Source organism: Thalassotalea ponticola (assembly GCF_041379045.1).
Classification (GTDB): Bacteria; Pseudomonadota; Gammaproteobacteria; order Enterobacterales; family Alteromonadaceae; genus Thalassotalea_A; species Thalassotalea_A ponticola.
This window is the reverse complement of the sequence record NZ_CP166871.1, coordinates 763,341-788,796: the sequence shown is the minus strand read 5'-3', so window position 1 is coordinate 788,796 and position 25,456 is coordinate 763,341. Positions and strand designations below refer to the sequence as shown.

23 protein-coding genes are annotated in these 25,456 nt (G+C 44.7%); 14 read left to right on the top strand and 9 right to left on the bottom strand.

Annotated features, from left to right (window positions below; translation table 11 throughout):
* Nucleotides 1-13 precede the first annotated feature (13 nt).
* Nucleotides 14-187 carry a XapX domain-containing protein gene (locus tag ACAY30_RS03410; protein WP_290250841.1) on the bottom strand — a complete coding sequence of 58 codons (174 nt, stop codon included), beginning with the start codon at nt 185-187 and terminating at the stop codon, nt 14-16.
* Between the two features lie 420 nt (nt 188-607).
* Here ACAY30_RS03410 and ACAY30_RS03405 point away from each other — a divergent pair, with 420 nt between their 5' ends.
* The 8 genes from ACAY30_RS03405 (at nt 608) to ACAY30_RS03370 (ending at nt 11,657) form a co-directional block, all read left to right on the top strand.
* Complete coding sequence (locus ACAY30_RS03405; protein WP_290250842.1) at nt 608-796, top strand: DUF2496 domain-containing protein; 189 nt, start codon at nt 608-610, stop codon at nt 794-796.
* A gap of 139 nt (nt 797-935) precedes the next feature.
* Nucleotides 936-1,553 (top strand): lytic transglycosylase domain-containing protein, encoded by a 618-nt coding sequence (locus tag ACAY30_RS03400; RefSeq protein ID WP_290250843.1) that lies wholly within the window; start codon nt 936-938, stop codon nt 1,551-1,553.
* A 299-nt stretch (nt 1,554-1,852) separates the two neighbouring features.
* Nucleotides 1,853-2,350, top strand: coding sequence for a DUF2878 domain-containing protein (locus ACAY30_RS03395; RefSeq protein WP_290250844.1), 498 nt, complete (start codon nt 1,853-1,855; stop codon nt 2,348-2,350).
* The gene (locus tag ACAY30_RS03390; RefSeq protein WP_290250845.1) at nt 2,323-2,823 is read left to right on the top strand and encodes a hypothetical protein; all 501 of its coding nucleotides are present in this window, start codon (nt 2,323-2,325) and stop codon (nt 2,821-2,823) included. The genes ACAY30_RS03395 and ACAY30_RS03390 overlap by 28 nt, the downstream gene beginning before the upstream one ends.
* Before the next feature lie 28 nt (nt 2,824-2,851).
* Nucleotides 2,852-3,388 (top strand): DUF3833 domain-containing protein, encoded by a 537-nt coding sequence (locus ACAY30_RS03385; protein ID WP_290250846.1) that lies wholly within the window; start codon nt 2,852-2,854, stop codon nt 3,386-3,388.
* Nucleotides 3,389-3,901: 513 nt separating this feature from the next.
* The gene (locus ACAY30_RS03380) at nt 3,902-8,917 is read left to right on the top strand and encodes a S8 family serine peptidase (RefSeq protein ID WP_290250847.1); all 5,016 of its coding nucleotides are present in this window, start codon (nt 3,902-3,904) and stop codon (nt 8,915-8,917) included.
* Between the two features lie 190 nt (nt 8,918-9,107).
* Nucleotides 9,108-10,532: a sodium-dependent transporter gene (locus ACAY30_RS03375; RefSeq protein ID WP_290250848.1), complete on the top strand. Its 1,425-nt coding sequence runs from the start codon at nt 9,108-9,110 to the stop codon at nt 10,530-10,532.
* A gap of 231 nt (nt 10,533-10,763) precedes the next feature.
* Nucleotides 10,764-11,657 (top strand): class I SAM-dependent methyltransferase, encoded by an 894-nt coding sequence (locus ACAY30_RS03370; protein ID WP_290250849.1) that lies wholly within the window; start codon nt 10,764-10,766, stop codon nt 11,655-11,657.
* Between the two features lie 4 nt (nt 11,658-11,661).
* Here the strand turns inward: ACAY30_RS03370 and ACAY30_RS03365 are convergent, their stop codons facing one another.
* Together ACAY30_RS03365 and ACAY30_RS03360 are read right to left on the bottom strand one after the other, a co-directional pair.
* Nucleotides 11,662-12,264: a LysE family translocator gene (locus tag ACAY30_RS03365; protein ID WP_290250850.1), complete on the bottom strand. Its 603-nt coding sequence runs from the start codon at nt 12,262-12,264 to the stop codon at nt 11,662-11,664.
* A 91-nt stretch (nt 12,265-12,355) separates the two neighbouring features.
* Complete coding sequence (locus ACAY30_RS03360; RefSeq protein ID WP_290250851.1) at nt 12,356-13,276, bottom strand: DNA ligase; 921 nt, start codon at nt 13,274-13,276, stop codon at nt 12,356-12,358.
* A gap of 352 nt (nt 13,277-13,628) precedes the next feature.
* Between ACAY30_RS03360 and ACAY30_RS03355 the strand changes: the two genes are divergently transcribed.
* Nucleotides 13,629-13,925: a hypothetical protein gene (locus ACAY30_RS03355; protein WP_290250852.1), complete on the top strand. Its 297-nt coding sequence runs from the start codon at nt 13,629-13,631 to the stop codon at nt 13,923-13,925.
* Between the two features lie 207 nt (nt 13,926-14,132).
* The gene (locus ACAY30_RS03350; RefSeq protein WP_290250853.1) at nt 14,133-14,387 is read left to right on the top strand and encodes a PGPGW domain-containing protein; all 255 of its coding nucleotides are present in this window, start codon (nt 14,133-14,135) and stop codon (nt 14,385-14,387) included.
* 194 nt (nt 14,388-14,581) lie between these two features.
* Here the strand turns inward: ACAY30_RS03350 and ACAY30_RS03345 are convergent, their stop codons facing one another.
* Nucleotides 14,582-15,298 carry a DUF3581 family protein gene (locus tag ACAY30_RS03345; RefSeq protein WP_290250854.1) on the bottom strand — a complete coding sequence of 239 codons (717 nt, stop codon included), beginning with the start codon at nt 15,296-15,298 and terminating at the stop codon, nt 14,582-14,584.
* Nucleotides 15,299-15,541: 243 nt separating this feature from the next.
* Nucleotides 15,542-15,856, bottom strand: coding sequence for a GIY-YIG nuclease family protein (locus ACAY30_RS03340; protein ID WP_290250855.1), 315 nt, complete (start codon nt 15,854-15,856; stop codon nt 15,542-15,544).
* Nucleotides 15,857-15,969: 113 nt separating this feature from the next.
* Between ACAY30_RS03340 and arfB the strand changes: the two genes are divergently transcribed.
* A complete protein-coding gene (gene arfB / locus ACAY30_RS03335) occupies nt 15,970-16,389 on the top strand; it encodes an alternative ribosome rescue aminoacyl-tRNA hydrolase ArfB (protein ID WP_290250856.1) in 420 nt (139 codons plus the stop codon).
* A 70-nt stretch (nt 16,390-16,459) separates the two neighbouring features.
* Nucleotides 16,460-17,254: a DUF2797 domain-containing protein gene (locus tag ACAY30_RS03330; protein WP_290250919.1), complete on the top strand. Its 795-nt coding sequence runs from the start codon at nt 16,460-16,462 to the stop codon at nt 17,252-17,254.
* A gap of 20 nt (nt 17,255-17,274) precedes the next feature.
* Here the strand turns inward: ACAY30_RS03330 and ACAY30_RS03325 are convergent, their stop codons facing one another.
* The 3 genes from ACAY30_RS03325 to ACAY30_RS03315 form a co-directional block, all read right to left on the bottom strand.
* The gene (locus ACAY30_RS03325; RefSeq protein WP_290250857.1) at nt 17,275-18,354 is read right to left on the bottom strand and encodes an ABC transporter ATP-binding protein; all 1,080 of its coding nucleotides are present in this window, start codon (nt 18,352-18,354) and stop codon (nt 17,275-17,277) included.
* 31 nt (nt 18,355-18,385) lie between these two features.
* Nucleotides 18,386-20,014, bottom strand: coding sequence for an iron ABC transporter permease (locus ACAY30_RS03320; protein ID WP_290250858.1), 1,629 nt, complete (start codon nt 20,012-20,014; stop codon nt 18,386-18,388).
* Between the two features lie 67 nt (nt 20,015-20,081).
* Nucleotides 20,082-21,113, bottom strand: coding sequence for a Fe(3+) ABC transporter substrate-binding protein (locus ACAY30_RS03315; protein WP_371190075.1), 1,032 nt, complete (start codon nt 21,111-21,113; stop codon nt 20,082-20,084).
* Between the two features lie 252 nt (nt 21,114-21,365).
* Between ACAY30_RS03315 and ACAY30_RS03310 the strand changes: the two genes are divergently transcribed.
* Nucleotides 21,366-23,219 carry a DUF885 family protein gene (locus ACAY30_RS03310; RefSeq protein ID WP_290250859.1) on the top strand — a complete coding sequence of 618 codons (1,854 nt, stop codon included), beginning with the start codon at nt 21,366-21,368 and terminating at the stop codon, nt 23,217-23,219.
* 293 nt (nt 23,220-23,512) lie between these two features.
* On the top strand, nt 23,513-24,856 hold the full coding sequence (locus ACAY30_RS03305) for a hypothetical protein (protein ID WP_290250860.1): 1,344 nt from the start codon (nt 23,513-23,515) through the stop codon (nt 24,854-24,856).
* 117 nt (nt 24,857-24,973) lie between these two features.
* Here the strand turns inward: ACAY30_RS03305 and ACAY30_RS03300 are convergent, their stop codons facing one another.
* Nucleotides 24,974-25,396, bottom strand: coding sequence for a DUF3010 family protein (locus ACAY30_RS03300; RefSeq protein ID WP_290250861.1), 423 nt, complete (start codon nt 25,394-25,396; stop codon nt 24,974-24,976).
* Nucleotides 25,397-25,456 lie beyond the last annotated feature (60 nt).

Here is a 25,456-nt window from a genome sequence, read left to right as displayed (position 1 = left end):
GCACCTTGGTTAGCTAGCCGGTGAAAAACTTCTCAGCAATCCACAGGTACACCAGTCCGCCTAAATACACACCGACAATCCCCATGACCCCCGGTAACACGGGCGGAGCTGGAATCGGCAATTTTAGAAATGAAAACAAGATCCCGACTACAAACCCGGCGACTGTCGCTAAGATAACCTCTTGCATAAACGCTCCTTTTAGCTTGAAAATATGCAGTGATTCTTAGTTTAGTCTAAATCGTAGTCAATGCTATTGCTTAGCGCATGACACGGGAGATTTGTTAACGCGAGTTGCCGCGTTCTCGTTAACGTGAACTTCGTCGCTGGGATTGTCACCAAGTGTTGTTAACTGTGATACACTGACGTTACACGAGGACGTGTTGACATTTGAGGTACAAATTTTGTTCAAGCTAAATGATTTCTGATCAAAATAGCTGTCAAGCAGCATAGCCATCTATGTAAATGTCAGATATTACAGAGCAGGGAGAATTTAGGCAGAACCCTTGGGGCAGCAAAGTTCAACACGCCCTAGTAACTGCATTGCTCTTTTTATCAATTTAGCTATTTGGCGCTAAATAACGCACTTTCAGATAACAGTAACCGCACTATGGATGATCAGAGTATGATTGACAACGCGCCTGATGACGTAAAACTCGCCATTGATATAATCCAGCTACTCGAACAAAATAACATTGACGAGCAGCTTGCGATTAACGCATTACACATTGTGCTTCGCGACTACCAAAGCAAGCTCGCCAAACAAAGCGACAAAAAAGGCGTGAACCAAGGTCAATAAGCCGAGCTAACTTACACCGCCAGCGAAAAAAAAACATGGTTTCTCGCGATTGCGCAAGTTGTTACCAACTGTAATTATTACCGACAATCCAGTATACTGGCTTGAGATCGTCAACTAATAACAATAACAATACGTCGTTATGATAATAGGTAAAAAGCGTTTAACAATCGCTGCTTTTCTGGTCATGGCAGTGACTAACAGCCATGCTGAGCAAACCTCGACTAAAATTTATAAATACCAGCGCAACGGTATCCCTAGCTTTTCTGACGTTCAGCCCGCTCAAGGGCCGTTTGAAATTGTTCGCAACGATTGCTACGCCTGTAAAACCCGATCTACAGTTGATTGGCAAACCACACCGCTTTACCGCAAGCCATATGCTCAACAAGTCAAACGAGAAGCGCAAAAATATCACGTTAACGAAGCGCTAGTTCGAGCAATTATTCATGCCGAATCACACTTTAAAGCAGACGCCGTATCAAAAGCAGGAGCGGTCGGTTTAATGCAACTGATGCCCAAAACGGCAGCACAGCTTGGCGTTGTTGACAGCTTTAATGCCGATCAAAATATCGCCGGTGGTACCAAGCACCTTGCTCACCTCATGAAAAAGTTCAAAGGTAAAATAACACTTATTGCCGCCGCATATAATGCCGGTGAAGGCGCAGTAGCCAAGTACAAGGGCATTCCACCCTACCCCGAAACTCGAGTTTATGTCGAGCGAGTGACCACCTTATATCAGCGTTACTTAAACACCATCTAAACGCGTATTGTGCGATTTACCCACAAACAAATTAACCGATAACAGTACATGAGCTGATGAGTTTTAGCTAACTCGTTTCCATTACGACGTTTTTATTAGCGAGTTTTTGTTAGCGACGCAGTACTGATACAAGCGCCAACTGTTCTCTTTATTTCCCTCGATGGCTCTGCAGCAAGCGCCACCACTTACATAGTCAAAGCTCGTTCTGACAGAAACTGTAAATTTAACCGCTATAGTCATCTAAATCAGTTAGCAGTGCGTATAACAATTAACGTTGCCATGACTTATCCTATTCGACCATGGGCTTATTGATTAACTCGCTTTTATTTAACATCATTTGGTTGACCGCTGTGTTAGCTAAAATGCCGATACTCGCATTTACACTTGCTGCTCTGTGGGCGTGTATTCCGCAAACGTGTCGACCTAGCCCGCGTCCGGTTCTGTTGATTTTCGCCATTGGCTTAGCCGTTGACGCGATGTTAGTCGCCTCTGGCTTTATGGTGTTTGATCCAACAAACGTCCCAGCTTATGTTTTGGTCACCTTGTGGGCAGCGTTCGCCTACTTTTGTGGCATATTCTTTTATTTCAAACCACTCAAAATTTGGCAATATGCGCTACTTGGATTGGTTTCGGGGCCGAGTAGTTATTGGGCAGCGCACAAGCTTGACGCGGTGACTATCGATTGGTCAGCAATGCCACAGCTGCTGATTTTCTTCTCATTTTGGTTTGTTGCCTTACCAATGTTTCATCAACTGATTCGGAGAGAAAAATGCAAATCGCACGTCACATCATATTAACTGTACTGTTGGTTCTTGCCTCGGCAGGTCATGCTAACGAGATCGCCTGGCAAGAGGTCGGCAAGGCCAAACTCGAAGTTTTGTTTTGGGATGTGTACAAAGCGCGATTATACACAGAATCAGGCACCTTTAATGGCATCAAAGGTCCACTCAAGCTAGATTTGACCTACTATTTGGATATCAAAGGCGAAGATTTAGCCAAAGAAACGGCGAAGCAATGGCGCAAAATGGGGTTTCGACACCCTGACAACAAAGCGTGGATAGCTGATTTGTATCGCATTTTTCCCAATTTGCAAAAGGGAGACTCGCTGACCCTGATTCTCAGCCAACAAAACCAAGGTAGCTTGTTGTTTAATGGCGAGCGAATACATCAATTTGAGCCGAGTATACAACTGAATCAATTTCTCGCTATTTGGCTGTCGGAGCAAAGTACGCGGCCTGAATTAATGGCCAAACTAACCGGCAAAAGCTAGCCGGTAAAAATTTACCAAGGGAACCCCAATGACACAAATTCTTCGAACACTCTTTATGATCGCAACTGCTATGGCGTTACTCAGTTGCTCAAACGACACTAATCATTATCGCACCACCACCCCCGAGTTTAAATTGGAGCAATTTTTTAACGGTAAAATCATTGGATACGGCCTCGTTACAAACTTTAGTGACGACATGGTGCGTCGCTTTACCGTCGACATTGATGCCAGCTGGGAGGGAGACGTCGGCACGTTAGACGAAGATTTTGTTTACGATGATGGTGAAAAACAATTTCGTCGTTGGGTGGTACAACGCACTGGCGAACAAACCTACCAAGGGCGAGCCGATGATATTATCGGTGAGGCGGTAGGCGAGGGACAAGGCTCGTATCTTCGCTGGCAGTACCGGATGATTTTACCCGTTGATGACACGCAATACGAAGTAACCTTTGACGATCAAATGTTCCTTATCGATGACAATCATATGATGAACATTGCGCATATTAAAAAATTTGGTATCACGGTCGCCAAAGTCACCATATTTTTTGATAAAGTGACAGATTAAGTCAATAGATTGAGCACGTTGTCAGCCGAACTATCGATTGTTGCCATCAATCGATATCATTCCGAGAAAAAGTCGGCGCGGCTTTTAAAACGTGTTTATTGTCGCGTCTGTTGGTTTAGGCTTCGCCTCATTTGCCTTATCATGGGAGCGAGGCGCTAGCCTCTTATTAAGCTGTCTTTTGCATCAAGCCGTCCTATCAAGAGTGCTTTTTAATAACCAGCCTTACCGATAACCAGACCTACTCAAACCCGCCCAGGCGCACAAAAAACCAACAAACCAGTAAATTACCGGTTACAAAAAAGCAACAATAGCAAAATATTTTTTTAACACCTTTATTGAACCCTTATATGTACTGTGGTTATCTGTGATGGAATGTTGGACAAGGATTGTTTATCTACTAATCAACCTCTCAATTCTCACTAGGTTGGTTTTTCGCTACACAATAGGATTTATGCCTAGCTCCTTGCCCATGCTGAATATTCAACTCCAAAATATATTAAGAAGTTAAATTATATGAATCACAAGAATAAGCTATTTCAGAAGAGTATAATAGCTACTCTGACGGCGATGTATGTCGGCACCAGCGGTGTCGTTATTGCGGAGCCAGGAGTAAAAAAAATCGAAGGAACAAGCTTCTACGAACCAACGTTTACCGCCGAAGATATTGAAGCGGTCACCAAACAGCGCCAAGACTTTCTGCAAGGCAATGTGTTCGTAGGAAAAGTGGGTACGCTAAACCAAGCGATTAACAAACGCACGCCTGAAGAGATCTTTCAACCAGAGCAAGGTGTCAGTGGTAAACGTCATTACATCGTGCAACTCAATGATGAGCCTCTAGCAAGTTATACCGGTGGTATCGATGGCTTAACGCCAACCGTTGCCCCACAAAACCGTTCACTGCTTGCCAAAGGCCGCGTTAATGTAAAATCAGCCGCCGCGGTTGATTACAAGAATTACTTAACACGCCAACAAGACAGCTTCATTAGTCGCGTACAAAACGCAGGTGCTGCAATTAACGTACAAAAACGCTACACCCTTGCCAACAACGCGATGCTTGTTGAAATGAACCAACAAGATGCCATGCTTATGGCACAGCAACCGGGTGTAAAACGCATTACCCCAAACCGTATTTTCGAACTGCGCACCGACCGAGGCCCTGAGTTTATCGGTGCGGATCGCATTTGGGACGGTAGCCAAACCGACGACGGCATCGGCGCAAAAGGTGAAGGTATGGTAGTGGGTATCATCGATACCGGCATCAATACTGACCACGTAGCCTTTGCTGGTGATGAAGAATACAGTAAAACCAACCCATTCGGTGCTGGCGTATTCGTCGGTGACTGTGTTGAAGACCCAACCTTGTGTAACGATAAACTGATCGGTGTTCGTTCATACTCTGAAATCACAGATGTGTATTCGGCGCCTGAGTTCCAAGAATGGCCTTGGCAACAGGAGATGATCCGTCCAGCCAATGGTGAAGATTACAACGGTCACGGATCACACGTAGCCAGTACCGCCGCAGGTAATGTGGTTGAAAACACGCCACTACAAACCTTCGACGGTCAAGCCACCAGTGACGGTGTTGACTTACCGTTTAACTTTGAAAAAACATCGGGTGTCGCTCCGCGCGCTCACGTGATCTCTTATCAAGTATGTTGGCCAGGTGGTGGTGGAGACTACTACGCCGGCTGTCCAGAATCAGCGATTTTATCGGCATTTGAAGACGCCATCGCTGACGGTGTTGATACCATTAACTTCTCAATTGGTGGCAGTGAAGCGTTCCCGTGGGACGACCCTATGGAGCTTGCCTTTTTGTCAGCGCGTGAAGCTGGTATTTCGGTGGCCACAGCAGCGGGTAACTCAGGTCCAAATTTTTGGTCTGCTGACCACAGTTCACCTTGGGTAACTACGGTTGGTGCAACCAGCCATGACCGCGTTTTAGAAGTAGGTAAAACTGCTATATCAAACTTTGAAAGTGACGGTGCGAGTTGGACTCTGCCATGGTCAGACATTGAAGGTAAAGGCTTTACCGAGCAAATTAGCGGTGAGTTTATCCTCGCCTCAAGCGTTGCCGACCCTGATCTAAACGACGGTTATAGTGCTTACTCATGTAACGTACCATTCCCAGAGGGAACGTTTACCGCAGAGCAAATCGTTGTGTGTGAGCGCGGTGATATTGCCCGTGTAGACAAAGCGAAAAACGTTGCTGCTGGTGGCGCTGGTGGTATCGTCTTGTTGAACACCATGTGGAACCAGCAAACGGTCGCTGACAAGTTTGTTATACCAGGAATCAACGTTGCATCTAACGCGCGTTGGAACCTTGAAAACTGGATCAACAACGCCACTGCTGGGGCTGCTAAAGCAACCATCAACGCAGCGACAAACGAGTACTACCTCGATGAAAACATGGCCAACAACTTAGCGCCATTTAGTTCTATGGGGCCAAGCCGAACCAATAATACCTTGGTACCAGATTTGGTTGCACCAGGGGTACAAATTTACGCTGCCAACGCTGATGATCAGCCATTTACACAATATCCATCAGCATCTGATTGGACCTTCTTAAGTGGTACATCAATGGCATCACCACACGTTGCCGGTGCAATGACGCTACTTAGCCAAACTCACCCTGATTGGACTCCGGCTGAAATTCAGTCTGCACTGATGTTAACAGCTGGCGATGTCTGGTTAAGCAATGGTTTCGACCGTGTAGAGCCATACTTCAACTTTATGGCGGGTGCTGGTTCTATTGATGTGACGCGTGCAAACAACACCGGTTTGGTCATGGATGAAACCATTGAAAACTACCTAAATGCAAATCCGCGCAACGGTGGCTACGACAATTGGTTAAACCTACCATCTATGGTTGAAATGGAATGTGAGCGCACTTGTACTTGGATGCGTACCGTAAAAGCTACCAAAGACGGCAGCTGGACGGTAACGGGTGTAGGTAAAGAAGAAGGCGTTGAAATCAGCGTTTCGCCAAGCTCGTTTACGTTAAAAGCCGGTGAGACTCAAGCCATTGTTGTTCGTGCGTCACTGCCTGATATCATTCAAGCAAAAGTAGAACCAAATGAACCTGGCGACACATGGGATGTTGAGTTAAATAATGAAATGATCTTTAACGGTCAAGTTATTCTAACTGAAGACAATGCCAATGCACCTGATGTACACATGCCAATTGTGGCCGCTAACGTAACCCGTCAATTGCCACTATCGCACGATATTGACATTACTCGCGATCAAGGTTCTGACACCATTTATGTGAACACCGATAACTACTCTCAATTAACGCCGCGTTACTTTGGTTTAGTTAAACCAGAAGTTCACGCTGCAGACCTTGTTGTAGTCGGTCCATTTGTGTGGGAAGAAGACGTTGCAAAAGGCTGGGATATTAATTCAGTTGTCGTTCCAGAGGGTGCAAAGCGCCTAGTTGCTGAAGTACAAAAAGTTGTCTACAGCGATGCGTTTACTGATAAAAACCCTCGCTTAGTTAGCCCTTCTCCAATGATTGCTATTGGTTTAGACAAAAATGGCAACGGTGGTTTCGCCCCTTCTGAAGAAGATCGCGCCAATGGTGCGACCATGCTATCAGAATACAGAGACGAAATCGTTTGTTTATCAAGTTCAATGACCGAAACAAACCATTGTAATTTGCTTAATCCAGAAGCAGGTAACTATTGGGTTGCGACCATTGCAACAGGGTTAAACTACGATGAAGACCTGTATGTTGAAACCGGCATTGCTGTTGTCGACGGACAAACAGACAATGGTCATATTACGGTAACAGCCTCTGAATCTCACGATGGTAACGGCGATTATCCGCTAACCATTAGTTGGAATATTCCAGATTCAAAAGAAGGTGAGAAATACTACGGTGGTTTTGACCTAGGTAACACAGAAGGTGCCGAAGGTACACTTGGTTTTACCGCTCTAAACCTAACTCGTATGGGCGATGCTGTTAAATGGGAAGTTAGCCAAACCAATGCCAAAGCATTAGACGTGTTAGATGTGACCATGAAACTGGCGGCAAACTTAGAGTCAGATGATCGCAACTACAACCTTGCCATCAACTTGCCTGAGGGTTTGCGTTTAGCACCAAGCACCATTCGCAGTAACCATGAAGCAATTCAAGATGCGATTGTGGCGACTGAAAATGGCTTAACCTTAACTGGTACTCAGTTATCAACGCGCCATGTTGAGCGTGATTATGTGATGACTACGAACTTAACCGACGCACAATGTCATACACCACTCATTGATGAGTACTCAACAGGTGGCTACATTGACTTATTTGGTGAATTTAGAATTCAACCAAATGCTGAGTGGATGGTTGGTGATCATCAAAGCGCTTATGACGTGCCAATTAACTGGTTGTTCTGGAACCAAGACGCAAGCTTTAAAGTGTACAACCAAGAAAATGCTGGCTACATGCGCATGCATGCGGTTGGTGCCATGCAGTTTAATGAAGCGTGGTGGTTAATGGGCGCGCATCGCGGTCCAGGTTTCTTATACGAGTCATTAGCACCGTTCTGGCGTGGTAGTTTCACCATGGATTACATGCGTCACTGGGAAGATCCTCGTGGTTTAACCATTGCTAGCCAATACGCAGCAGAACGTCCAGACTTAGGTGACCTAGTGTTCCTAGAGTTTGATAACGTCAAAGATAAGTACACTGGCGATGAGTTTGATTTCCAAATGATCTTGCGCAGTGGTATTGACTACCATCAAGGTATGCCTGAAATCATCTATGCATACGACAACCTAGGTGCTGATGTTGCCCAAGGTGTTGTAATGATTGAAGGTTTTGATTCACCATTTGCTCGTGGCGCAGGTCCAAAAGACGGCTACTTATCAAAAGTACTAGGTTTTGATAACCTAGATGAAGTACTTGAAGACGACTTAGTGGTATGTTTTGACTACGTGGGTCCTGAGCAAAGTGAAATCGAACTATCGTTTAAAGTTGCAGTGCAACCACAAGCGACAGGCCTAACCAAAGCGATCAGCTTCGACTATGACCTTGAAGGTCAAGATAGCGTTGCGCTAACTCATGAAATCACCGTAAACGGCAACTTAAAAATTGCCGATATCGAAGACATGAGTGTTGAAGAAAATGGTCGCATTGACGGTATTGAAGTGTTCTACGTTGATGGCAACAAAGTGCCAAACACCATTGAAGTTACTGGTGAAGGTATCTCTGCTGAAGTTGACGGCGACATGTTCAACCTTATTCCGAATGCTGATTTCCACGGTGAAACTGAGGTAACTGTAACGGTACGTGACATTGAGCACGCAGGTGACTCTGCATCAACTAGCTTCATGCTAACCGTAATTTCGGATGGTATCGAAAAAGGTTGTACCGACAGTACTGCAAACAACTTTGACGCCAATGCTAACCAAGATGACGGCAGCTGTGAATATCCTCAGTTGGCTGATAAAGAAGAGCCTGAGTCAAAGAGCTCTGGTGGTAGCATGTTCTGGTTACTCATTGCTATGGCGGGCTTAATCGCTGGTCGTCGCATCAAGTAATCACTAATTAAGCGCAAACCTGCGTGTTAAAAAGCCAACGCTTAGCGTTGGCTTTTTTATATCTGTTAGTAAATTGCTGTCAGCGGTAAAAAAACGTCAACAAAGCGTTAATATCCCGATGACATCAATGCCAATCCTTGTTAGCATCAGGTACCATGTAAAATTAGAATAATTATAATCGGAAGTTTTTATGAGTGCTCCTCGCGAACATTTTAGTTCCAAGCTTGGCTTTATCCTAGCTGCAGCCGGCTCAGCCGTTGGTATCGGCAATATTGTTGGCTTTCCCGTAAATGCTGCCAAAAACGGCGGTGGCGCATTTTTACTTATGTACGCAATTTTTGTATTTGCTATTTGTTTACCCATCATGATGGCCGAGATGGCGGTTGGGCGAAAGGCCGCGAAAAATCCAGTTGGTGCATACAAAGCCCTCGCTGGTGAAAACTCAAAATGGGGTCTAGCTGGCCTATTGGGTATTATTACCCCATTTATGATTGCTGTGTTTTACACCGTGTTAACGGTATGGATTTTTATCTATTTAGTGATGACCGTTACTGGTCAGCTTGACTATTTAGCATCGAGCCAAGGTTTTGGCGAAATCATAAACAATCCTTACTATCTGTTTTCAGCCATGATTGTCGTAGGTGGTTTAATAGCGGTTATTTTAAACTTCGGCGTCAAAGACGGTATTGAGCGTGCCGCTCGTATTATGATGCCGGCGTTGTTTGTTATGCTGGTTCTGCTGGTCATCTTTGTACTGACCCTTGATAACGCAATGAGCGGATTACAATTTTATCTTATCCCTGACGTAGAAAAAATCACCCCTGCGGTAATCAGTGGCGCTCTGTCACAAGCGTTTTTTTCGCTTTCTCTTGGTATGGGGATTCTCATTACCTACGGCTCGTATATTTCTAAGCAAACCGATATTGAAGGCTCAGCAAAATTGGTAGCGATGTGCGATACCAGTGTCGCCTTTATTGCTGGCTTAATGGTGTTACCGGCTATTTTTAGCTTTAACCCTAACGTTAATCCCGATGAACTCAGTGACAGTTCGGTTTCAATGATCTTTGTTTTCTTACCAAAAATCTTTTTGGCATTACAAACATCGGTCGGTTACTTTGCCGCGAGTGCCATTGCTGGCGTGTTCTTTTTATTGGTATTTTTTGCCGCGTTAACTTCATTAGTTTCCATTATAGAAGTGCCGGTTTCGTACTTTATTGACGAGCGTAAACAATCGCGAAAAGGCGCGTTAAAAACCGTATTTATCAGCGGTGCTGTATTAGCTGTGTTATCCAGTTTAAGTTTTGGTTTAAGTGATACACTAACCAATCTCGTTGAATACGGCGGAAAAAACAAATCGTTGTTTGATCTGATCATCGACATGTTTTACGACACTATTTTGCCCCTAAATGGCTTGCTGATTTGTTTGTTTGTCACCTATCGTTGGAAAAAGCACAATTTGAACCTCGAACTTAGCGAAGGCAATAAAAACTTCGGTAAAAGCTTTTTAGCCAAGTACGTCGATTTTTCATTAGGTACCTTTATACCGGTGATATTGGCGTTAATATTTATCAATACCGTCGCCAAAATATACTTTGGTTATAACTTTTTTGGTTAGCGTCTATAGCGCTTTGCGGTATAACTTTGCTTCGTTTGAACGAGTGTTTAGTCGAGGCGCGGTGAGACAAGTATGGTTATTCCATAGCAACGAGCTGTAGGAAAAACACACAACAAAGCTCAACGACCCCTGCGAATAAATCGCATTGACGGATAAAAAAAGCTCAGCACTTGCTGAGCTTTTTGGTTAAAATAGCGAGGTGTTGTACATTGTTCGCTAAGGTCTTTATTCATGCTCAGTTATATTAATTTTGCTAACGTCGATACGGTTGAGTGCCAACGACTCTTTCACGGTCGAGGCCATGCCTATCTGGGCTTTGAGCATGTGACCATTGATTACTTTCCACCTTTGGTGCTGATCACCTTATACAAAGAAGAGTCAGTCGACTGGTTAACCGAATTAGCGCAGCAACTCATGGCCAATATTAGCAGCTGCCGCTCGGTAAAAGTGCAATACCGATGTCGGGATAAAGCGCCATTTGAACACCTGGCCGGCGAAGCGATTAACGAGCTTGTCGCCATCGAGCACGGGCTAAAATATCAATTGAGCTTTCAACACAATCAAAACGTTGGATTGTTCTTAGATATGCGCAATGGTCGACGCTGGGTTCTCGAACACGCGGAGCAAGGCAATGTGTTAAATTTATTTGCTTACACCTGTGCTTTTTCGGTCGCAGCCATTGCTGGCCATGCCGAACAAGTGGTCAATATCGACATTGCCAAATCAGCATTGGCCAAAGGCCGAGATAATCATCGCCTTAACAACCACCCGCTTGCCAAGGTCAAGTTTGAAGGCGTTGATATTTTTAAGTCGTGGAAGCGTTTAATTAAGCACGGTCCCTATGATTTATTAATCGCCGATCCGCCATCCTTTCAAAAAGGTAGCATTGACGTTAAGCGCGATTATCCGAAAATCATCAAGCGTGTTAATCAGTTTATCAAGCCGGGTGGCCAGTTAATGCTGTGTCTTAACAGCCCCGACTTAGAGCAAAAATTTTTATTTGATTTAATCGATGAGCACGCGCCTAACTGCGTATTTATTGAGACAGTTTTAACGCCAGAAGTATTTAAAGAGGCTCACCCTCAGCGCGGCTTAAAAGTGCTGATTTTTGAGTATCACCCTTAACCGTCTACCAAACAACGCGAATGGCCAACAACACCAAGACAGTCGCCATCAATCGTTCTAGCCACTTACTGTGTTGCTGTAAGCGTGGCAATATCGATTGCTGTGAAAGCCCCCAGGCAACAATACTGTACCAAGCCATATCGATACCACTGACCGTCATTACCATAATCAGATTTTTATTGAGCGAGGCGTTAGCATCAATAAACTGACTGAATAAGGCGATAAAGAATATCGCTAATTTCGGATTTAAAAAGGCTAGTAAAAAACCATCTCGCCACGCACTCAACGATGGCTTAGCAGAGTGCTCAACGTCAATAGTAGCGTCTGAGTTGGTTAGTGTTTGATACGCTAACCAAATTAAAAACATCGCTCCGAGATATTGAATCACTTGAAATAAAACAGACGAATTTACCAGTATCAAACCAATGCCGGTAAGCGCTATAGCCGCGTACAAGCCCACACCCAAGCCGTGTGCTATCGCCGTTTTCACCCCGGCGCTTCGTCCACTAGACATGGTATTGCGCATCACCAGCGCCAACGATGGCCCTGGCGAAATGGCGCCAAGCAAACAAATAACAACGAGTGATAACCACGCATCTACTGCCACGAAGTTGACATCCTATCCAGATAAAAATCACAGATTAACACACTTTTAACAGTGACATAAACGCATAAAGTAAATACGAGACCTACTACTATCAGTCGCTGATAACACTTAAAAAGCTAGCAAATCTCGGTTTTCCACGCTTGGTTAAACCATAGAAACGGTAACTTATCGTACTGCCTATTGCTGGAGGATGACGACGCAACTCAAGGCTAAAACCGCTGCCTAAATTAAATTCTATGCCCTGTTGGTTGCGCACCCGAATTGAGCCCATGAGATGGGTAAATTTGCCCTTTCCTGGGTTGTGAGCGATGACGACGGCTTGGGCATTGTCGACGGGTTTGAGCTTTACGATATTGTCGGTTCTACCCAACTGATACAATGCACTTTTTTTGTGTAGCATCAACCCCTCCCCACCATTATCGATAACTTGATTTAGGCGTGCGTACAGTTGCTGTTCAGAGTTCAGGCTGTGCTGCTCTATTAATCGAAGGTAAGGGCTTGGTGTTGCTTTAATTAACCGCCTGAGTTCAGTGACTCGTTGCTCGAATGGCAACTTACTATCGGCGAGGTCAAACACCATAAAATAAACTGCTTGCCAACCGATATGAGGCTCATCGCGGGAGACTATGCTCAGTGTTTCTGCGAATTGACCACGACCGAGCCATAATTCGCCATCAAGCTCTCGCTGTGGCCAGTTTTGAGTAAACCAGGATGGTGCGGCAAAAACGTTACCCGAACGTGAAACCAACTGCCCCTGAGTATATCGAGCTCGCACACCATCGAGCTTTTCACTAACTAAAAACGCGTCTACCGCAATGCCTCCTCGATAAGTATTGGCCAATTGTAACAATGGTTTTTGCGCCCATACTTTGGCGTTAAACAAAAACAAGCAAGTGATTGAAGCGAGCGTAACAGCACGGATAAGGCCAGTGCTATTAACTTGTGACTTGTGGTCAACGCGATCGCAGTGAATAAAGTACCAGGGTAATAAAGCCTGAAAGTGTAAGGTCATCACGGAAACTCCTTTTCCTAGGTCTGTTGATCTTTGCGGTATATTGTTTCGCAGCTTTATCAGCATTTTTTAAAGACTGCGCTTTGCAAATATGGTTATTGCACATGGGTCGTAATAGCGCACAAAAAACGAATTACCTAACTCGCTTTATCGCCGTTGTGCCTGCTAAGAACAAAGTGTAGCCGACTCTGGCAAATAGCCAAGCTTTAGCTACACTTGTCATACTTGCTCAGGAACGAGCCAGATTTAACGTGACTGAATTGCATTGGCAAACACCAAACAACGCATGTGCCAGCATGCGGATAGCCTGTGCTTTAGGTCACCGATTACATCAACAAACAAGGAGTGTTATATGAAAAACCCCACCTCGATTATTACCATAGGTGTTATTTGCTTAACGCTTATCACCGCGTTCCCCTCCACGGCTGAAGCATCGGCAAATAACGTAAACGGATGTCAATTTTTTGACGATAAGCTAAAAAAAATACGCAGTAAAATGCGCCATGGCTACAGCGCAAAACAAGGCGAAAAGCTAAAGTATCAAGAGAAGCAAATCCGACGCATTTGGTGGCTGTGTGTCAATAACAAGATGACTAAAGCGGAGCAAAAAAAATGGCGTTACAAGATAAGTAATATGACTAAATCTTAGTCTATATGACTATCTCATTAGCGCATGCATTCAGGGCATTCCATTAAACCACTGATTTAACAGTTATTTTATCTTGGCAAATAACTTGCATCATTTTACTAGAGATATCGTTCGAGACAGGCGACTTGTATCCCTAACCTTGAGGTTTACAAATTTGCTATCAGTTTCGATCTAACACCGCTAATAGGACGAAGTAAGGAGTAAGTCATGCAGCGTTTTAATAGAGTGATAAAAACAATCGCCGGCGCATTTTGTTTGTTGCTAGGTATTGCCTTTATCATCTTGCCAGGTCCAGCGATACTGTTTATTCCACTCGGTCTCGTGCTACTCAGCGAACAGTTTCCTGCAGCCAAGCGCTATTTAAGACATTATCAGCGACACAGCCGTAAAGCGGCAGCCCACGCGGATAAATGGGTAAGTACATCAAAACAGCGGTTGCGCGCTTTAAAGATTAAAGCGTAAGTTGGTCATAGCAGCGAGCGCAGTACTCTGTATCAATCGACTGCGCTCTCTGTTCTACTGGATAACTACATGGTTGGCCAAGCACTCAATTTGCGCCAATTCACGGGGAGTTATGTTAGTTAACAACAAAGCAAACAGCGCTTAGCCGTTTTGCCTTGTTGTGCGCACACCAACAATGAAGTGTGGTTTGTTGGTTAGGCTGCCTGATTGGCGTCTTTCATCTGCTGATAATCAACACAAATTTGCTCCATTTGCTGTTGATCGTACTCGCGTAAGCCACTTAACACCATGTTCTTCACACCGTGGCCGATCACCTCTTTGCCACTGATAAAGTCAAACCTGAGTTTAGCTTGTCCGCGTTTGCCATCAACCGCTAACGTCATTTGCTCCATATCGAAGCGCAAGCTAACCTCACTTACATCGAGACGCTGTAAACAAATATCCATGCTCTCGTACATCACCATTGGCCTTGCGGGGTTAATCATCACGTTATTGCGTTTCATTAACTGGCCTAAAATCCCTGGGAAGGTATGCCCTGAGAAACCAACATAAGAGCGAATTAACGATTCTATTAACGTTTGACAATTGCTGTGCTGACCACTGGCTGTGTAAGTTAAGTACGCTTTGTCGTTGTCGTCAGCAACACTAGCTGACTCGACATACTGCTCGGGAAATTTGAGCTCTACTCCTTCAGTTACCATGCCACAGAAATCAAAGTGCATCTGTTGGTTTACGCCAACTTTGTTTAACACAATTGAAAACAATAGGTCACCCGGTACGCAAAAGCGCTTAGCATCAACATTGTGAATCGGGTTAAAATCATCGGCGATCTGCTTGGCAAAGTCGCTTGCCTGTTGACGGCTGATATTAATTTTACCGTTTTCTTCATTATAAAACTGCTTGATAAACATGATTTACTGTACTTTCCTTGGGTGTATAACTTTTACCCGGCGTAGTGTAACAATGTTATCTGGACAATTCATGAAATAAAATACTTATAAGACCAGTTCACTGGGCGTGTTAATCTCGGTTTGTATTTTCGACAATGAGCTTTCTTTTGGTCATAGCAACGCACAATTAACCACATTTGGTTATTCCAAATGAAGCATTGCAATCTCGACAGAACAAAAAATAGCCATCACCCGTGACTGAGGCTAAAACGCGCTAATCAGCGTTAATTTTTGTTGTCGGGTCATCTTTTTGATCGCCGACTCGCGCTTACTCGCACTCGATCGACACGGCCACTGTTCGTGGTAAACTAACTCGACGGGCCCGCGTACTCGGGTGTATTTGGCTGCGCGTTTACCTTTGCCGTTGTGCTCTTGCAAGCGGCGGGTTAAGTCAGTGGTTATGCCCGCGTAGAGGCTATTATCAGCACATTTAAGCAAATAAACATACCATGTAGTGTGAGTTGTTGTTATCTTATCGGACACTTGTTGAATCACCGCCAGAAAATACCACCGCGTCATGTTATCACAGCTGCAGGTTGGTCAGTTAGGCTTTGCCAACAAATTAAAGCGAGATATCATCGGCTAAAATTAAATTTACCGATCTGCGACTGACAATGTAAGATGCACGGCATATGAGTTATCTAGTTATCAACGACAAATTAAAACTGAATTACCAAGCAATTGAGTTGCAGATGATTCGCGCGCAAGGCAGTGGCGGTCAAAATGTCAATAAAGTTGCCTCGGCTATTCACTTGCGATGTGATATTTACCAGGCAGAGATAAGCCAGTACTACATCGACAAAATCTTATCGCTAAACGACCAGCGGATCAGCAAAGATGGCATCATCACCATTAAGGCACAAACTTTTCGCACCCAAGAAAAAAATCGCGCCGATGCCATCGAACGTTTGAAAGCCTTACTTGCACCTGTTACTGTCGTGCAAAAAACTCGACGTGCCACCAAACCGACCAAGTCATCGCAACGCAAGCGAGTTGACAAAAAAAAGGCGCACGGGCAGCTAAAATCCAATCGCGCCAAAATTCGCATTTAAACAATTAACCTAACATTTTGTATTGATCAAGCTTATGACAACCAATTCTTACACCGGCCATCTCCAAAAAATGATAACCCGTCTCGACGATGGCATGGCCCAATACCAGCTCGTTGTTGGCGAGCACCGAATAGACCTCAATTCACTTATTGGCAAGCCACTTAGTTTACAATTTAGCGGTAATATTAATTGCCAAGAGTGTGGTAAAAAGACCAAAAAAAGTTACTCACAAGGCTTTTGTTACCCCTGTATGACAAAACTCGCCAAGTGTGACATGTGCATAATGAAACCGGAAACATGTCATTTTGACCAGGGAACGTGTCGCGAACCCGAGTGGGCAGAACAGCACTGTATGGTCGATCACTATGTCTATTTAGCCAACACAACGGCAATAAAAGTGGGGATCACTCGCCACAGCCAAATCCCCACTCGTTGGATCGACCAAGGTGCTAACCAAGCTCTACCTATCTTTAAGGTCAATACGCGATTACAATCTGGTTTGGTAGAAACCGCACTAGCTGAGTTTATTGCTGATAAGACCAATTGGCGCAATATGCTCAAGGGCAAAGCTGCCCCCATAGATTTAAAGCAAAAAGCCTTAGAACTCATACCTTTAATCGAGCAAAAACTGGCCCATTTAAAGTTGACCTATGGCGAAGATGCCATTGTTCAGCTTGACCAGGACGTCGTTGATATTGACTATCCTGTTAACGAGTACCCGACTAAAATTAGCTCATTTAATTTTGACAAAAACCCGCTGGTCAGTGGCACGCTGATGGGGATAAAAGGGCAGTATTTATATTTTGATACAGGGGTGATTAATATCCGCAAATTTACTTCGTATCAAGTAACGGCCAGCTTTTAACTGGCCTTCATATCTTAAACTCAGTTGCGCTGAAAAATAACCACTGGCTGAGGTGTCAAGCCGACTTTAACCTTGACACCTTCCCGCACCGGTAAGTGCCCTGCTATCCATACGTCAAGGCGTAAATCCGCCATTTCGAGTTTGGCTCGATAGCCATCGTCGTGAAATTGTAATTGTAAGACGCGGGCAATACAGGGGCCACTGGCATCATCCTCAGCTAGTGTCACCGCAAACTGGTGCGGCCGAACAAACAACTCTACCGGACTGTCGGCTGATAATTGGTGGCCGATATCTCGCCACTGTTGCTGTTCAATAAGAGCATCGCCCAGCACACAGCGCACCTTTGAGTCACCGAGGTAATGACCAGGGATGGTGCTACCACGACCGAGAAAGTCGGCGACGAAGCGATTTTTCGGGTTGCCATACAAGTGTTGTGGTTGACCTTTTTGTACGATTTGACCTTCGTTCAATAAGGCCATGGTATCCGCCAGAGCAAACGCCTCATCTTTTGCATGAGTGACGAATATGGCGGCAATACCACTGCGCTTTAAAATATCGCGAATATCGCGGATCAGTGGCATCCGCAACTGTGAGTCGATATTGGAAAAAGGCTCATCCAATAATAACACTTTAGGTTTGCGCGCTAGCGCCCTAGCAATCGCCACGCGTTGTTGTTGACCACCCGATAACTGATGAGGAAAGCGATCATCTAAACCTTGTAAATCCACTAAATTCAACATTTCATCGATCACCTGCTGGCGACTGGTGTTGTCTAGATGGGTGATGCCAAAAGCAATGTTGTCAGCCACAGACAAATGGGGAAACAAGGCATAATCTTGAAAAATCATGCCTAAATCACGCTTTTCTGCACTTATGTAAACGCCTGTTTGGTGGTCGAGTAAGGTGGTATTGTCGAGGGAAATACTGCCGCGTTCTGTATCAATTAGCCCTGCAATGGCTTTTAACAACGTGGTTTTACCGCACCCACTTGGCCCCAATAAGCACAGGATTTCGGATGGGTTTAACTCAATAGATAAGTTTTCTAACACCGATGTTTTGTGGTAGTGACAACTTAATTGGTTGACTGATAGTAAACTCATAACAAATTAGCAAAGCTCTCTTTATTGGGGGTTAGTGTTGATATTGTTCCATGCTGCGATTGAGCAAAATAATCGGTAATAATCCGGCAATAACGATCGATATCGCCGCCAGCGAGGCCAGTTCGAGCTGCTCATCAGATACGTACTGAAACACATACGTTGCTAACGTATCGTAGTTAAAGGGCCTTAACAAAAGCGCTGCCGGTAACTCTTTCATCGACTCGATAAAAACCAACAGTGAGGCGGTTAATGCTCCTCGCTTTAACAGCGGTAAGTGCACTCTGAGCACGGTTGACAAACGATTGCTCCCAAGCATAAATGACGCCTGATCTAGATTCGGTGGCATGCGCTCGTAACTCGATTCCAATGCACCGATGGCAACCGCAATAAAGCGAATTGTATACGCAAAAATCATCGCGGTAATCGTACCGGTGAACACCAATCCAATAGGTGATAGTTCAAGAGATAACAAGTAATCGTTGATGCCGTGATCTAATAAGGTCAGCGGAATTAATACCGCAATTGCCAAAACGGTTCCCGGCATGGCGTAACCACTACTGGCAAAACGCATCGGTAACACCCCGCCGATACGGGTATTAAATCGCTTGGCAATTACCACAATCAATGCCAGCAACACGCACAAGCTGGCAACGATAGCTGCCAAGGTTAAACTGTTTAAACCAAAGGCGATAAAATCCCGATTAAACGCTTGTTGATGGTAGGTCCATGCCATATCGGCTAAATAAACGACCGGTAACATAAACGCCAAAGCCAATACTAGCAGGCAAAAGCTCGTTGCCAGTACATTGTGATAGCCCGTTAATCTCTTTGCGGTTTGCTGCTGTCGAGATTGATAACTGCGCTGTTTATTGCGACTAAAGCGCTCTAATGACATCAACGCAAACACCATAATCAGCATCAGTACTGAAATTTTGCTGGCCGCTGTTAAACTGCCATAGCTCAACCAAGTATCGTATACAGCGGTTGTTAATGTATTCACCGCAAAATAACTTACCGCGGCAAAGTCGGCCAAGGTTTCCATCGCCACAAGTGATGCGGCAATAGCTATAGCAGGTCTAGCAAGTGGCAGTGATACTTGCCAAAACACCTGACTTGCTGATTTACCGAGCATGGTTGCCGCTTGTGACAATGTGTGTGATTGCTCTTTAAATGCCGTTTTAACGATTAAATAGACATACGGAAATAGCACCAGTGACAACACGAGCGCCGCACCAAATAACGAGCGAATTTCAAAAAACCAGTAATCTTGCTTGCTTTGCCAGTCAAAGGTTGCCCGTAAAAATCGTTGCACGGGACCTGCGTACTCAAGCCAGTCAGTGTAAATATAGGCCATCACATAGGATGGCATCGCCAGCGGAAGCAATAACCCCCACTGAAAAAACCGCGAACCGGTAAAGTGATAGTTAGCCAGTAAATAGGCCAACGGCACCCCAATCAACAAACTAAAGCAAATCACCAAGGCGATCAGCGCCAGAGTATTGACCACGTAATCGGCTAATACGGTATCGAGTAGGTGACTGAAAACCTCGGTGTCGGGTAACATCGACTGGGCAATTAACGCAAAGAGCGGCAATACTAAGATTGCCGCCGTTGCGTAACTTGCTATTGACCAAGGTGAATACCATTTAGGGGCAAGCAAAATTATCTCTGTTGTTATCTAGTATCATGGGTGTGATTATACCCTGATTTTTAACACTTTAATCGTGTTACAGATCAAACTTTAATTGATCTAGTAACTTTATTGCCGTTTTGCGGTGCTTGGTTATTTCCGATAAGGCAATAGTATCTTCTTTGAAGGTTCCCCAACTGGCAACAATATCAGACGCGGCCACATTCGGATTAACAGGGTACTCCATATTCACCGATGCATAGGCTTGTTGAGCAGCTTGTGACGATAAAAATTCCATCAGCTTGATCGCTTCGTCTTTATTCGGTGCGTACTTGGTTAAGGCGATGCCACTGACATTGACATGTGCACCGCGTGATTGTTGATTGGGGAATAAAATATTTACCGCATCGGCCCACGCTTTTTGCTCGGGATTTTGCTGCATAACACCAAAGTAATAACTGTTGCCCAGACCTAGGTCACATTCACCTTCTTTTATTGCACGAACTTGTGCTCGATCATTACCCTGCGGTTTGCGAGCTAAGTTGGCTTTGACCCCTTCTAACCAAACGCGAGTCTGTTGCTCACCGTGGTGGGCGATCATCGATGCGATTAACGCTATATTGTACGGGTGCTTTGAACTGCGCATACAAATTTTACCGCGGTACTCAGGCTTCGCTAAGTCTTCGTAACTGATGTTGGTCAAGTCACCCATGCGCTCTTTTGACGCATAGATATTGCGAACGCGCTTGGTTAATGCATACCAGTGCTGGTCACTATCGCGAAAATGCTGGGGAATATTGGCATTGAGTACATCGCTGCGCACCGCTTGGCTTAATCCCGCCTCGGTCATTTCAATTAAACGCGCAAAATCCGATGTTAACAAAACATCGGCCGGACTGTATCGACCTTCTTTTTTTAGCTTTTCAAGCAAACCTTTTTTGGCGAACACAACATTGGTTTTAATACCTGTTTGCTCGCTAAATTGCGCCAAGATAGGCTCAATTAAAAACGGTTGACGATACGAGTAAATATTGACTTCTTTAGCGCTTACTTGCGTAGACACTGAAACTGATAATACGCTTAGCAAGGCGACTGCCATTAACTTAATCGACTTTGGGTTTGTAAACATACGCTGACCTTATATTTATTCTGCATGTCATGAACTGCTGAGATAATAGAATATATCACTACAAATAGCAATAATTCTCATTTGCATTATACCCATCAAAATTAACAATAGAATATTTTTAAACATCTTATTGTCGACCTCATATCGAAACAGGCAGTCTAGACGACATATTAACTGCACAATTTTAACAAGATGGTTTATGCTAAGCGCATTAGTCGAACAAATTACAACCAGCATAGGTTATTAGCAACGATGAAACCTTTTTTAACGACCTGTTTCGCCACATCACTGGTGTTCTCTTTAAGTGCCTGTGGCCCTCAAGCGCCATCACAATCGCTGGCCAGTACAGCCAGTGTCAGTGAAGCCGAACCAACAACGTCGCCAGTGCAAGCGGCAGATTCGCAATCACAATTATTAAAGCAACTATTTGAGGACTATTTTAACGATAGCCTGGCTCTAAACCCTCTATATGCGGTTTACGTGGGTGATTATCGCTACAATGATAAGTTTAACCAGCCCATTTCTGAGCAGAGCATTGCCGAGCAACGAGATCTAGAACGACGCTACCTCGATAAAATTAGCAATATTGATAAGTCGCAACTGAGCGGTCAGGATCTATTGAGTTATCAAATTTTTGAACGGGATCGTCAACTGGCATTAAAAGACTTTCAGTTTGATGGTTACATGATGCCGCTAAATCAAATGCACGGTATTCACAACACGTTTGCCGCCCTTGGTTCCGGCGAAAGCGCCCAACCATTTGCCACGGTAAAAGACTATCAGGACTTTATCAAACGCGCCGATGGCTTTGCCGCATACATGGACAGTGCTATTGTTGCCATGCAACAGGGCATGGATAAGTCAGTTGTGTTACCCAAAGCACTGGTGCTAAAAATCATCCCGCAAATGAAAGCGCACATCGTCTCTGATGTCAGCGAAAGCGTGTTTTGGGGTCCGGTAAAGCAGTTGGCTGACAAGCCGTTTAGCGACGCCGAAAAACAAAACTTACGCCAAGCGTATCAACAGATGATCGAACAAACACTGGTGCCAGTATTTACCCGCTTTGCCGATTTTTTAGAAAATTCATACCTCCCTGCTGCGCGGGATAGTGTTGGCTTATCAGCACTGCCAAACGGCGAAGCCTGGTACCAGCACCAAATAGAGATCAACACCACGTTACCGCTCAGCGCCGAAGAGATTCATCAATACGGCCAAAGAGAAGTCACTCGTATTTTAGCAGAAATGAAAAAGGTCAAGCAGAGCGTCGGCTTTGAAGGTGACTTAACGGCATTTTTTGATTTCCTGCAAAATGATCCACAGTTTTATTGGCAAACTGAGCAACAGGTGATCGATGCATATGAAAGCGTCAAGGCTAAAATCGATGCCCGTTTACCGCAGTTATTTGAGATCTATCCGAAAGCCGATTACATCGTAAAACCCGTCGAAGCCTTTAGAGCAGCGTCAAGCGCAGGCGCCAGCTACCAAGCACCCGCACCTGATGGCTCAAGACCAGGTATCTTTTACATCAATACCTACAACCTAAAAGCGCAACCTAAGTTTTTATTGGAAACATTGAGTATTCACGAGGCGTCACCCGGCCATCACTTTCAGGTGACCATTCAACAAGAAGTCGATGACTTGCCAAAGTTTCGAAAATACGGCGGCTACACCGCTTATGTTGAAGGCTGGGCACTCTACGCCGAAAGTTTGGGTAAAGAGATGGGCATGTTTACCGACCCCTACCAATGGTACGGTCGCTTAGTTGACGAGCAATTGCGAGCCATGCGCTTGGTGGTCGACACCGGTCTACACGCATTTGGCTGGAGCCGTCAGCAGGCCATCGACTTTATGGCGCAAAACTCGTCAATGGCACTGTCGGATATAACCTCTGAAGTCGAGCGTTATATTGCTATTCCGGGACAAGCTCTGGCTTATAAAATAGGTCAGCGAGCGATTCGCGATTTGCGCAATAAGGCGCAAGACGAACTCGGTGAAGATTTTGATGTTCGCAAATTTCACACCCAAATTTTAATTGACGGCGCCCTACCGATGCCGGTACTCGCCAGTAAAATTGATGCCTGGATAGCTGCGCAAAAGCAACCTTAAACTGACTGAGCAAACGCGATTTCCGCCGCGTTTGCTCACCTTCTCCAACTGTGTTTTCGTTAGTGCAGTTGACCACCAGCGCTGACTAAAAAACACCACACAATCCTGCCAGACCTGTCAAAAAGCTCATAAAACAAGCACCTACACTACAATTTAGTGAAATTATTGGGTTTGTAATTCCTTCCAGTTAACGATCGAGGTAGTATCTGCCCCCTAAACACCAGTGCAAGCTCTTTGGCAAAAGCGGTCTTGCGCTGTGTAACCTAAATAACAATCGCTTATATGGATATCTTATGTCAAAACGACTTCCTTTTACTTGGCTTGCTAGTACGCTTTTACTAAGCGCATGTGGTGGTGGTGACGATGCCACATCATCACCTGAATCGCCTTTCCCCTCAACGTTTACTCTGCAAGCTAAGTTAGTTAATGACTGCGGTATTGAGTCAGGATTTAACGATATTGAACTATTATTGCAGGACAAAAATTGGCAGGTACTAAGTCGTCATCAGCCTGATCAGGACGGTCAATTTAGTGTTGATGTAGACAGTTCACACATTAACTATACCTTAGTAGCCAAGCATCAAAGCAGCGATATCGAAAGCTTAGAGGTGTTGAGCTTTTACCAAGTTGCTACTGCGCAAAGCGCCACTTACTATGCGACTCATCAAGGCTTAGTAGACAATAGCAGTTGTCTGTGCCAAACCTCTGATATTGAATTAAATCACCCCCGAATTGACAGTGATATTCGCGCCCACAGCAGTGCCGATTTCACTAACATCGACGTTCTGTCGCAAACGCGTACGCGCTTTAATCAGGTGCAAACCTGCAAACCACACGATCAGGACTGGCCCGTTCACTCGTTTTCAGTGCAAGGCAAAGACAACAATGGCAAGCCTGCGGGTTTTTCCGGTTTTGGAAACGGTTTAACTGATGTCGATGGCTTTGAAATTGCTTCTAGCATTCAAATTGCCAATGACAATTATCCGCTAACTAGCCAACAAATTTTTGATGGTCGCGCGCATTTACTCACCTCTGCGCCAGCGCTACAGGGTGAGATATTGGTTTTCGACCTGCACGATTACAGTGAGCACGCCGTTTATCAGGGCAATAGTGTGTATCAATTTGAAGATAGTACCTCTATCTTTGGTACGGTGAGTGTTTTCAGTCAGCACACGGTTTACTCGCGCGACTATAACGTGGCGCTAGACGTCAAGCCAGAAACTCGCCAAGCTAATATTGATTTAGCGCGTCTTACAGAAATAAAGCAGGATGGCTTTTACGACTACAGCGCGTTAAACGATTATCAAATGGCCAATTTCACCTTTGTTTATCGTGCGAAAAACCCGCAAACACAATTAGATATGCCAGTACAATGGCGCATCTTTGGCCCTATCGAAGGTCAATTACCCATTGTGTTAGGATTGGCACATTATCAAGACGTTATTTCAGCAGATACGCCAATTAAAGAAACCCATGTCGATTTGATCCGCAGTCGAAGCCGCGATGACTATCAGCAGTACATTGACTATTTTGCCAGTGGACAATACCAATATCCGTTGCAAAATATCAGTATCAACAGTGAAGACGCCTTTGCCGGGGATATCGAAAGCTATCACATTAGGGTGAAATTGAAATAAGCCAATGTTCGAGTCTATGGCTAAGGTGGTCGTCGCCGTATCGCGGTTAACCGCCTTAGCCGATTTTAAGCTGCGACGAGGAGCCCCTGTTGCAGCTAGAGGCTCTTAGCTCACCGCTTATGGGTTAAAAAACGTAAACGCAGTTTCAAATGCCGATTGTTGATACTGCTTTAATCCGGTATCGCGAAAATCAATGGATACTTGCGCTTTTTTTAGCTTTTCATTAATGACATTTGCGCGTACTAACTGAACATCTAAATCGTCGATGAGTTGGATAGCAGCTTCCATTTTGAAGCCTTGTGAACCACCCGCAAATTTACCTTTGGTCGCTCGCTCCTTAATCACCACGGTGTCTATTTTATAGTCTTCGACTAACTTGGCAAAAGTGAACTGGAACTTGCGGATATGCTCCGCGTCAGTACCTTTTTGCAAGCTGATTTTTGGCACCCTTAAATAGGGTATGTCGTATAAGCCGTTTTCCAACACAACCAAACATACAATGGCATCATCGCCTTTTATTTCAACGCCACAAACTCGCATTTTACTTCCTCAAAATAAATAATGGCCTCATTATAATGCAAACTGAATGACTTGTAATAT

Bases quoted from the DNA above. Each gene is read 5' to 3' on its own strand.
- ACAY30_RS03380 (WP_290250847.1), top strand. From the start codon at position 3,902: ATGAATCACAAGAATAAGCTATTTCAGAAGAGTATAATAGCTACTCTG.
- ACAY30_RS03385 (WP_290250846.1), top strand. From the start codon at position 2,852: ATGACACAAATTCTTCGAACACTCTTTATGATCGCAACTGCTATGGCG.
- ACAY30_RS03345 (WP_290250854.1), bottom strand. From the start codon at position 15,298: ATGTTTATCAAGCAGTTTTATAATGAAGAAAACGGTAAAATTAATATC.
- ACAY30_RS03395 (WP_290250844.1), top strand. From the start codon at position 1,853: ATGGGCTTATTGATTAACTCGCTTTTATTTAACATCATTTGGTTGACC.
- ACAY30_RS03325 (WP_290250857.1), bottom strand. From the start codon at position 18,354: ATGAGTTTACTATCAGTCAACCAATTAAGTTGTCACTACCACAAAACA.
- ACAY30_RS03370 (WP_290250849.1), top strand. From the start codon at position 10,764: ATGCTCAGTTATATTAATTTTGCTAACGTCGATACGGTTGAGTGCCAA.
- ACAY30_RS03375 (WP_290250848.1), top strand. From the start codon at position 9,108: ATGAGTGCTCCTCGCGAACATTTTAGTTCCAAGCTTGGCTTTATCCTA.
- ACAY30_RS03315 (WP_371190075.1), bottom strand. From the start codon at position 21,113: ATGTTTACAAACCCAAAGTCGATTAAGTTAATGGCAGTCGCCTTGCTA.
- arfB (WP_290250856.1), top strand. From the start codon at position 15,970: ATGAGTTATCTAGTTATCAACGACAAATTAAAACTGAATTACCAAGCA.
- ACAY30_RS03405 (WP_290250842.1), top strand. From the start codon at position 608: ATGGATGATCAGAGTATGATTGACAACGCGCCTGATGACGTAAAACTC.
- ACAY30_RS03305 (WP_290250860.1), top strand. From the start codon at position 23,513: ATGTCAAAACGACTTCCTTTTACTTGGCTTGCTAGTACGCTTTTACTA.
- ACAY30_RS03300 (WP_290250861.1), bottom strand. From the start codon at position 25,396: ATGCGAGTTTGTGGCGTTGAAATAAAAGGCGATGATGCCATTGTATGT.
- ACAY30_RS03310 (WP_290250859.1), top strand. From the start codon at position 21,366: ATGAAACCTTTTTTAACGACCTGTTTCGCCACATCACTGGTGTTCTCT.
- ACAY30_RS03330 (WP_290250919.1), top strand. From the start codon at position 16,460: ATGATAACCCGTCTCGACGATGGCATGGCCCAATACCAGCTCGTTGTT.
- ACAY30_RS03350 (WP_290250853.1), top strand. From the start codon at position 14,133: ATGCAGCGTTTTAATAGAGTGATAAAAACAATCGCCGGCGCATTTTGT.
- ACAY30_RS03390 (WP_290250845.1), top strand. From the start codon at position 2,323: ATGCAAATCGCACGTCACATCATATTAACTGTACTGTTGGTTCTTGCC.
- ACAY30_RS03360 (WP_290250851.1), bottom strand. From the start codon at position 13,276: ATGACCTTACACTTTCAGGCTTTATTACCCTGGTACTTTATTCACTGC.
- ACAY30_RS03340 (WP_290250855.1), bottom strand. From the start codon at position 15,856: ATGACGCGGTGGTATTTTCTGGCGGTGATTCAACAAGTGTCCGATAAG.
- ACAY30_RS03410 (WP_290250841.1), bottom strand. From the start codon at position 187: ATGCAAGAGGTTATCTTAGCGACAGTCGCCGGGTTTGTAGTCGGGATC.
- ACAY30_RS03400 (WP_290250843.1), top strand. From the start codon at position 936: ATGATAATAGGTAAAAAGCGTTTAACAATCGCTGCTTTTCTGGTCATG.
- ACAY30_RS03355 (WP_290250852.1), top strand. From the start codon at position 13,629: ATGAAAAACCCCACCTCGATTATTACCATAGGTGTTATTTGCTTAACG.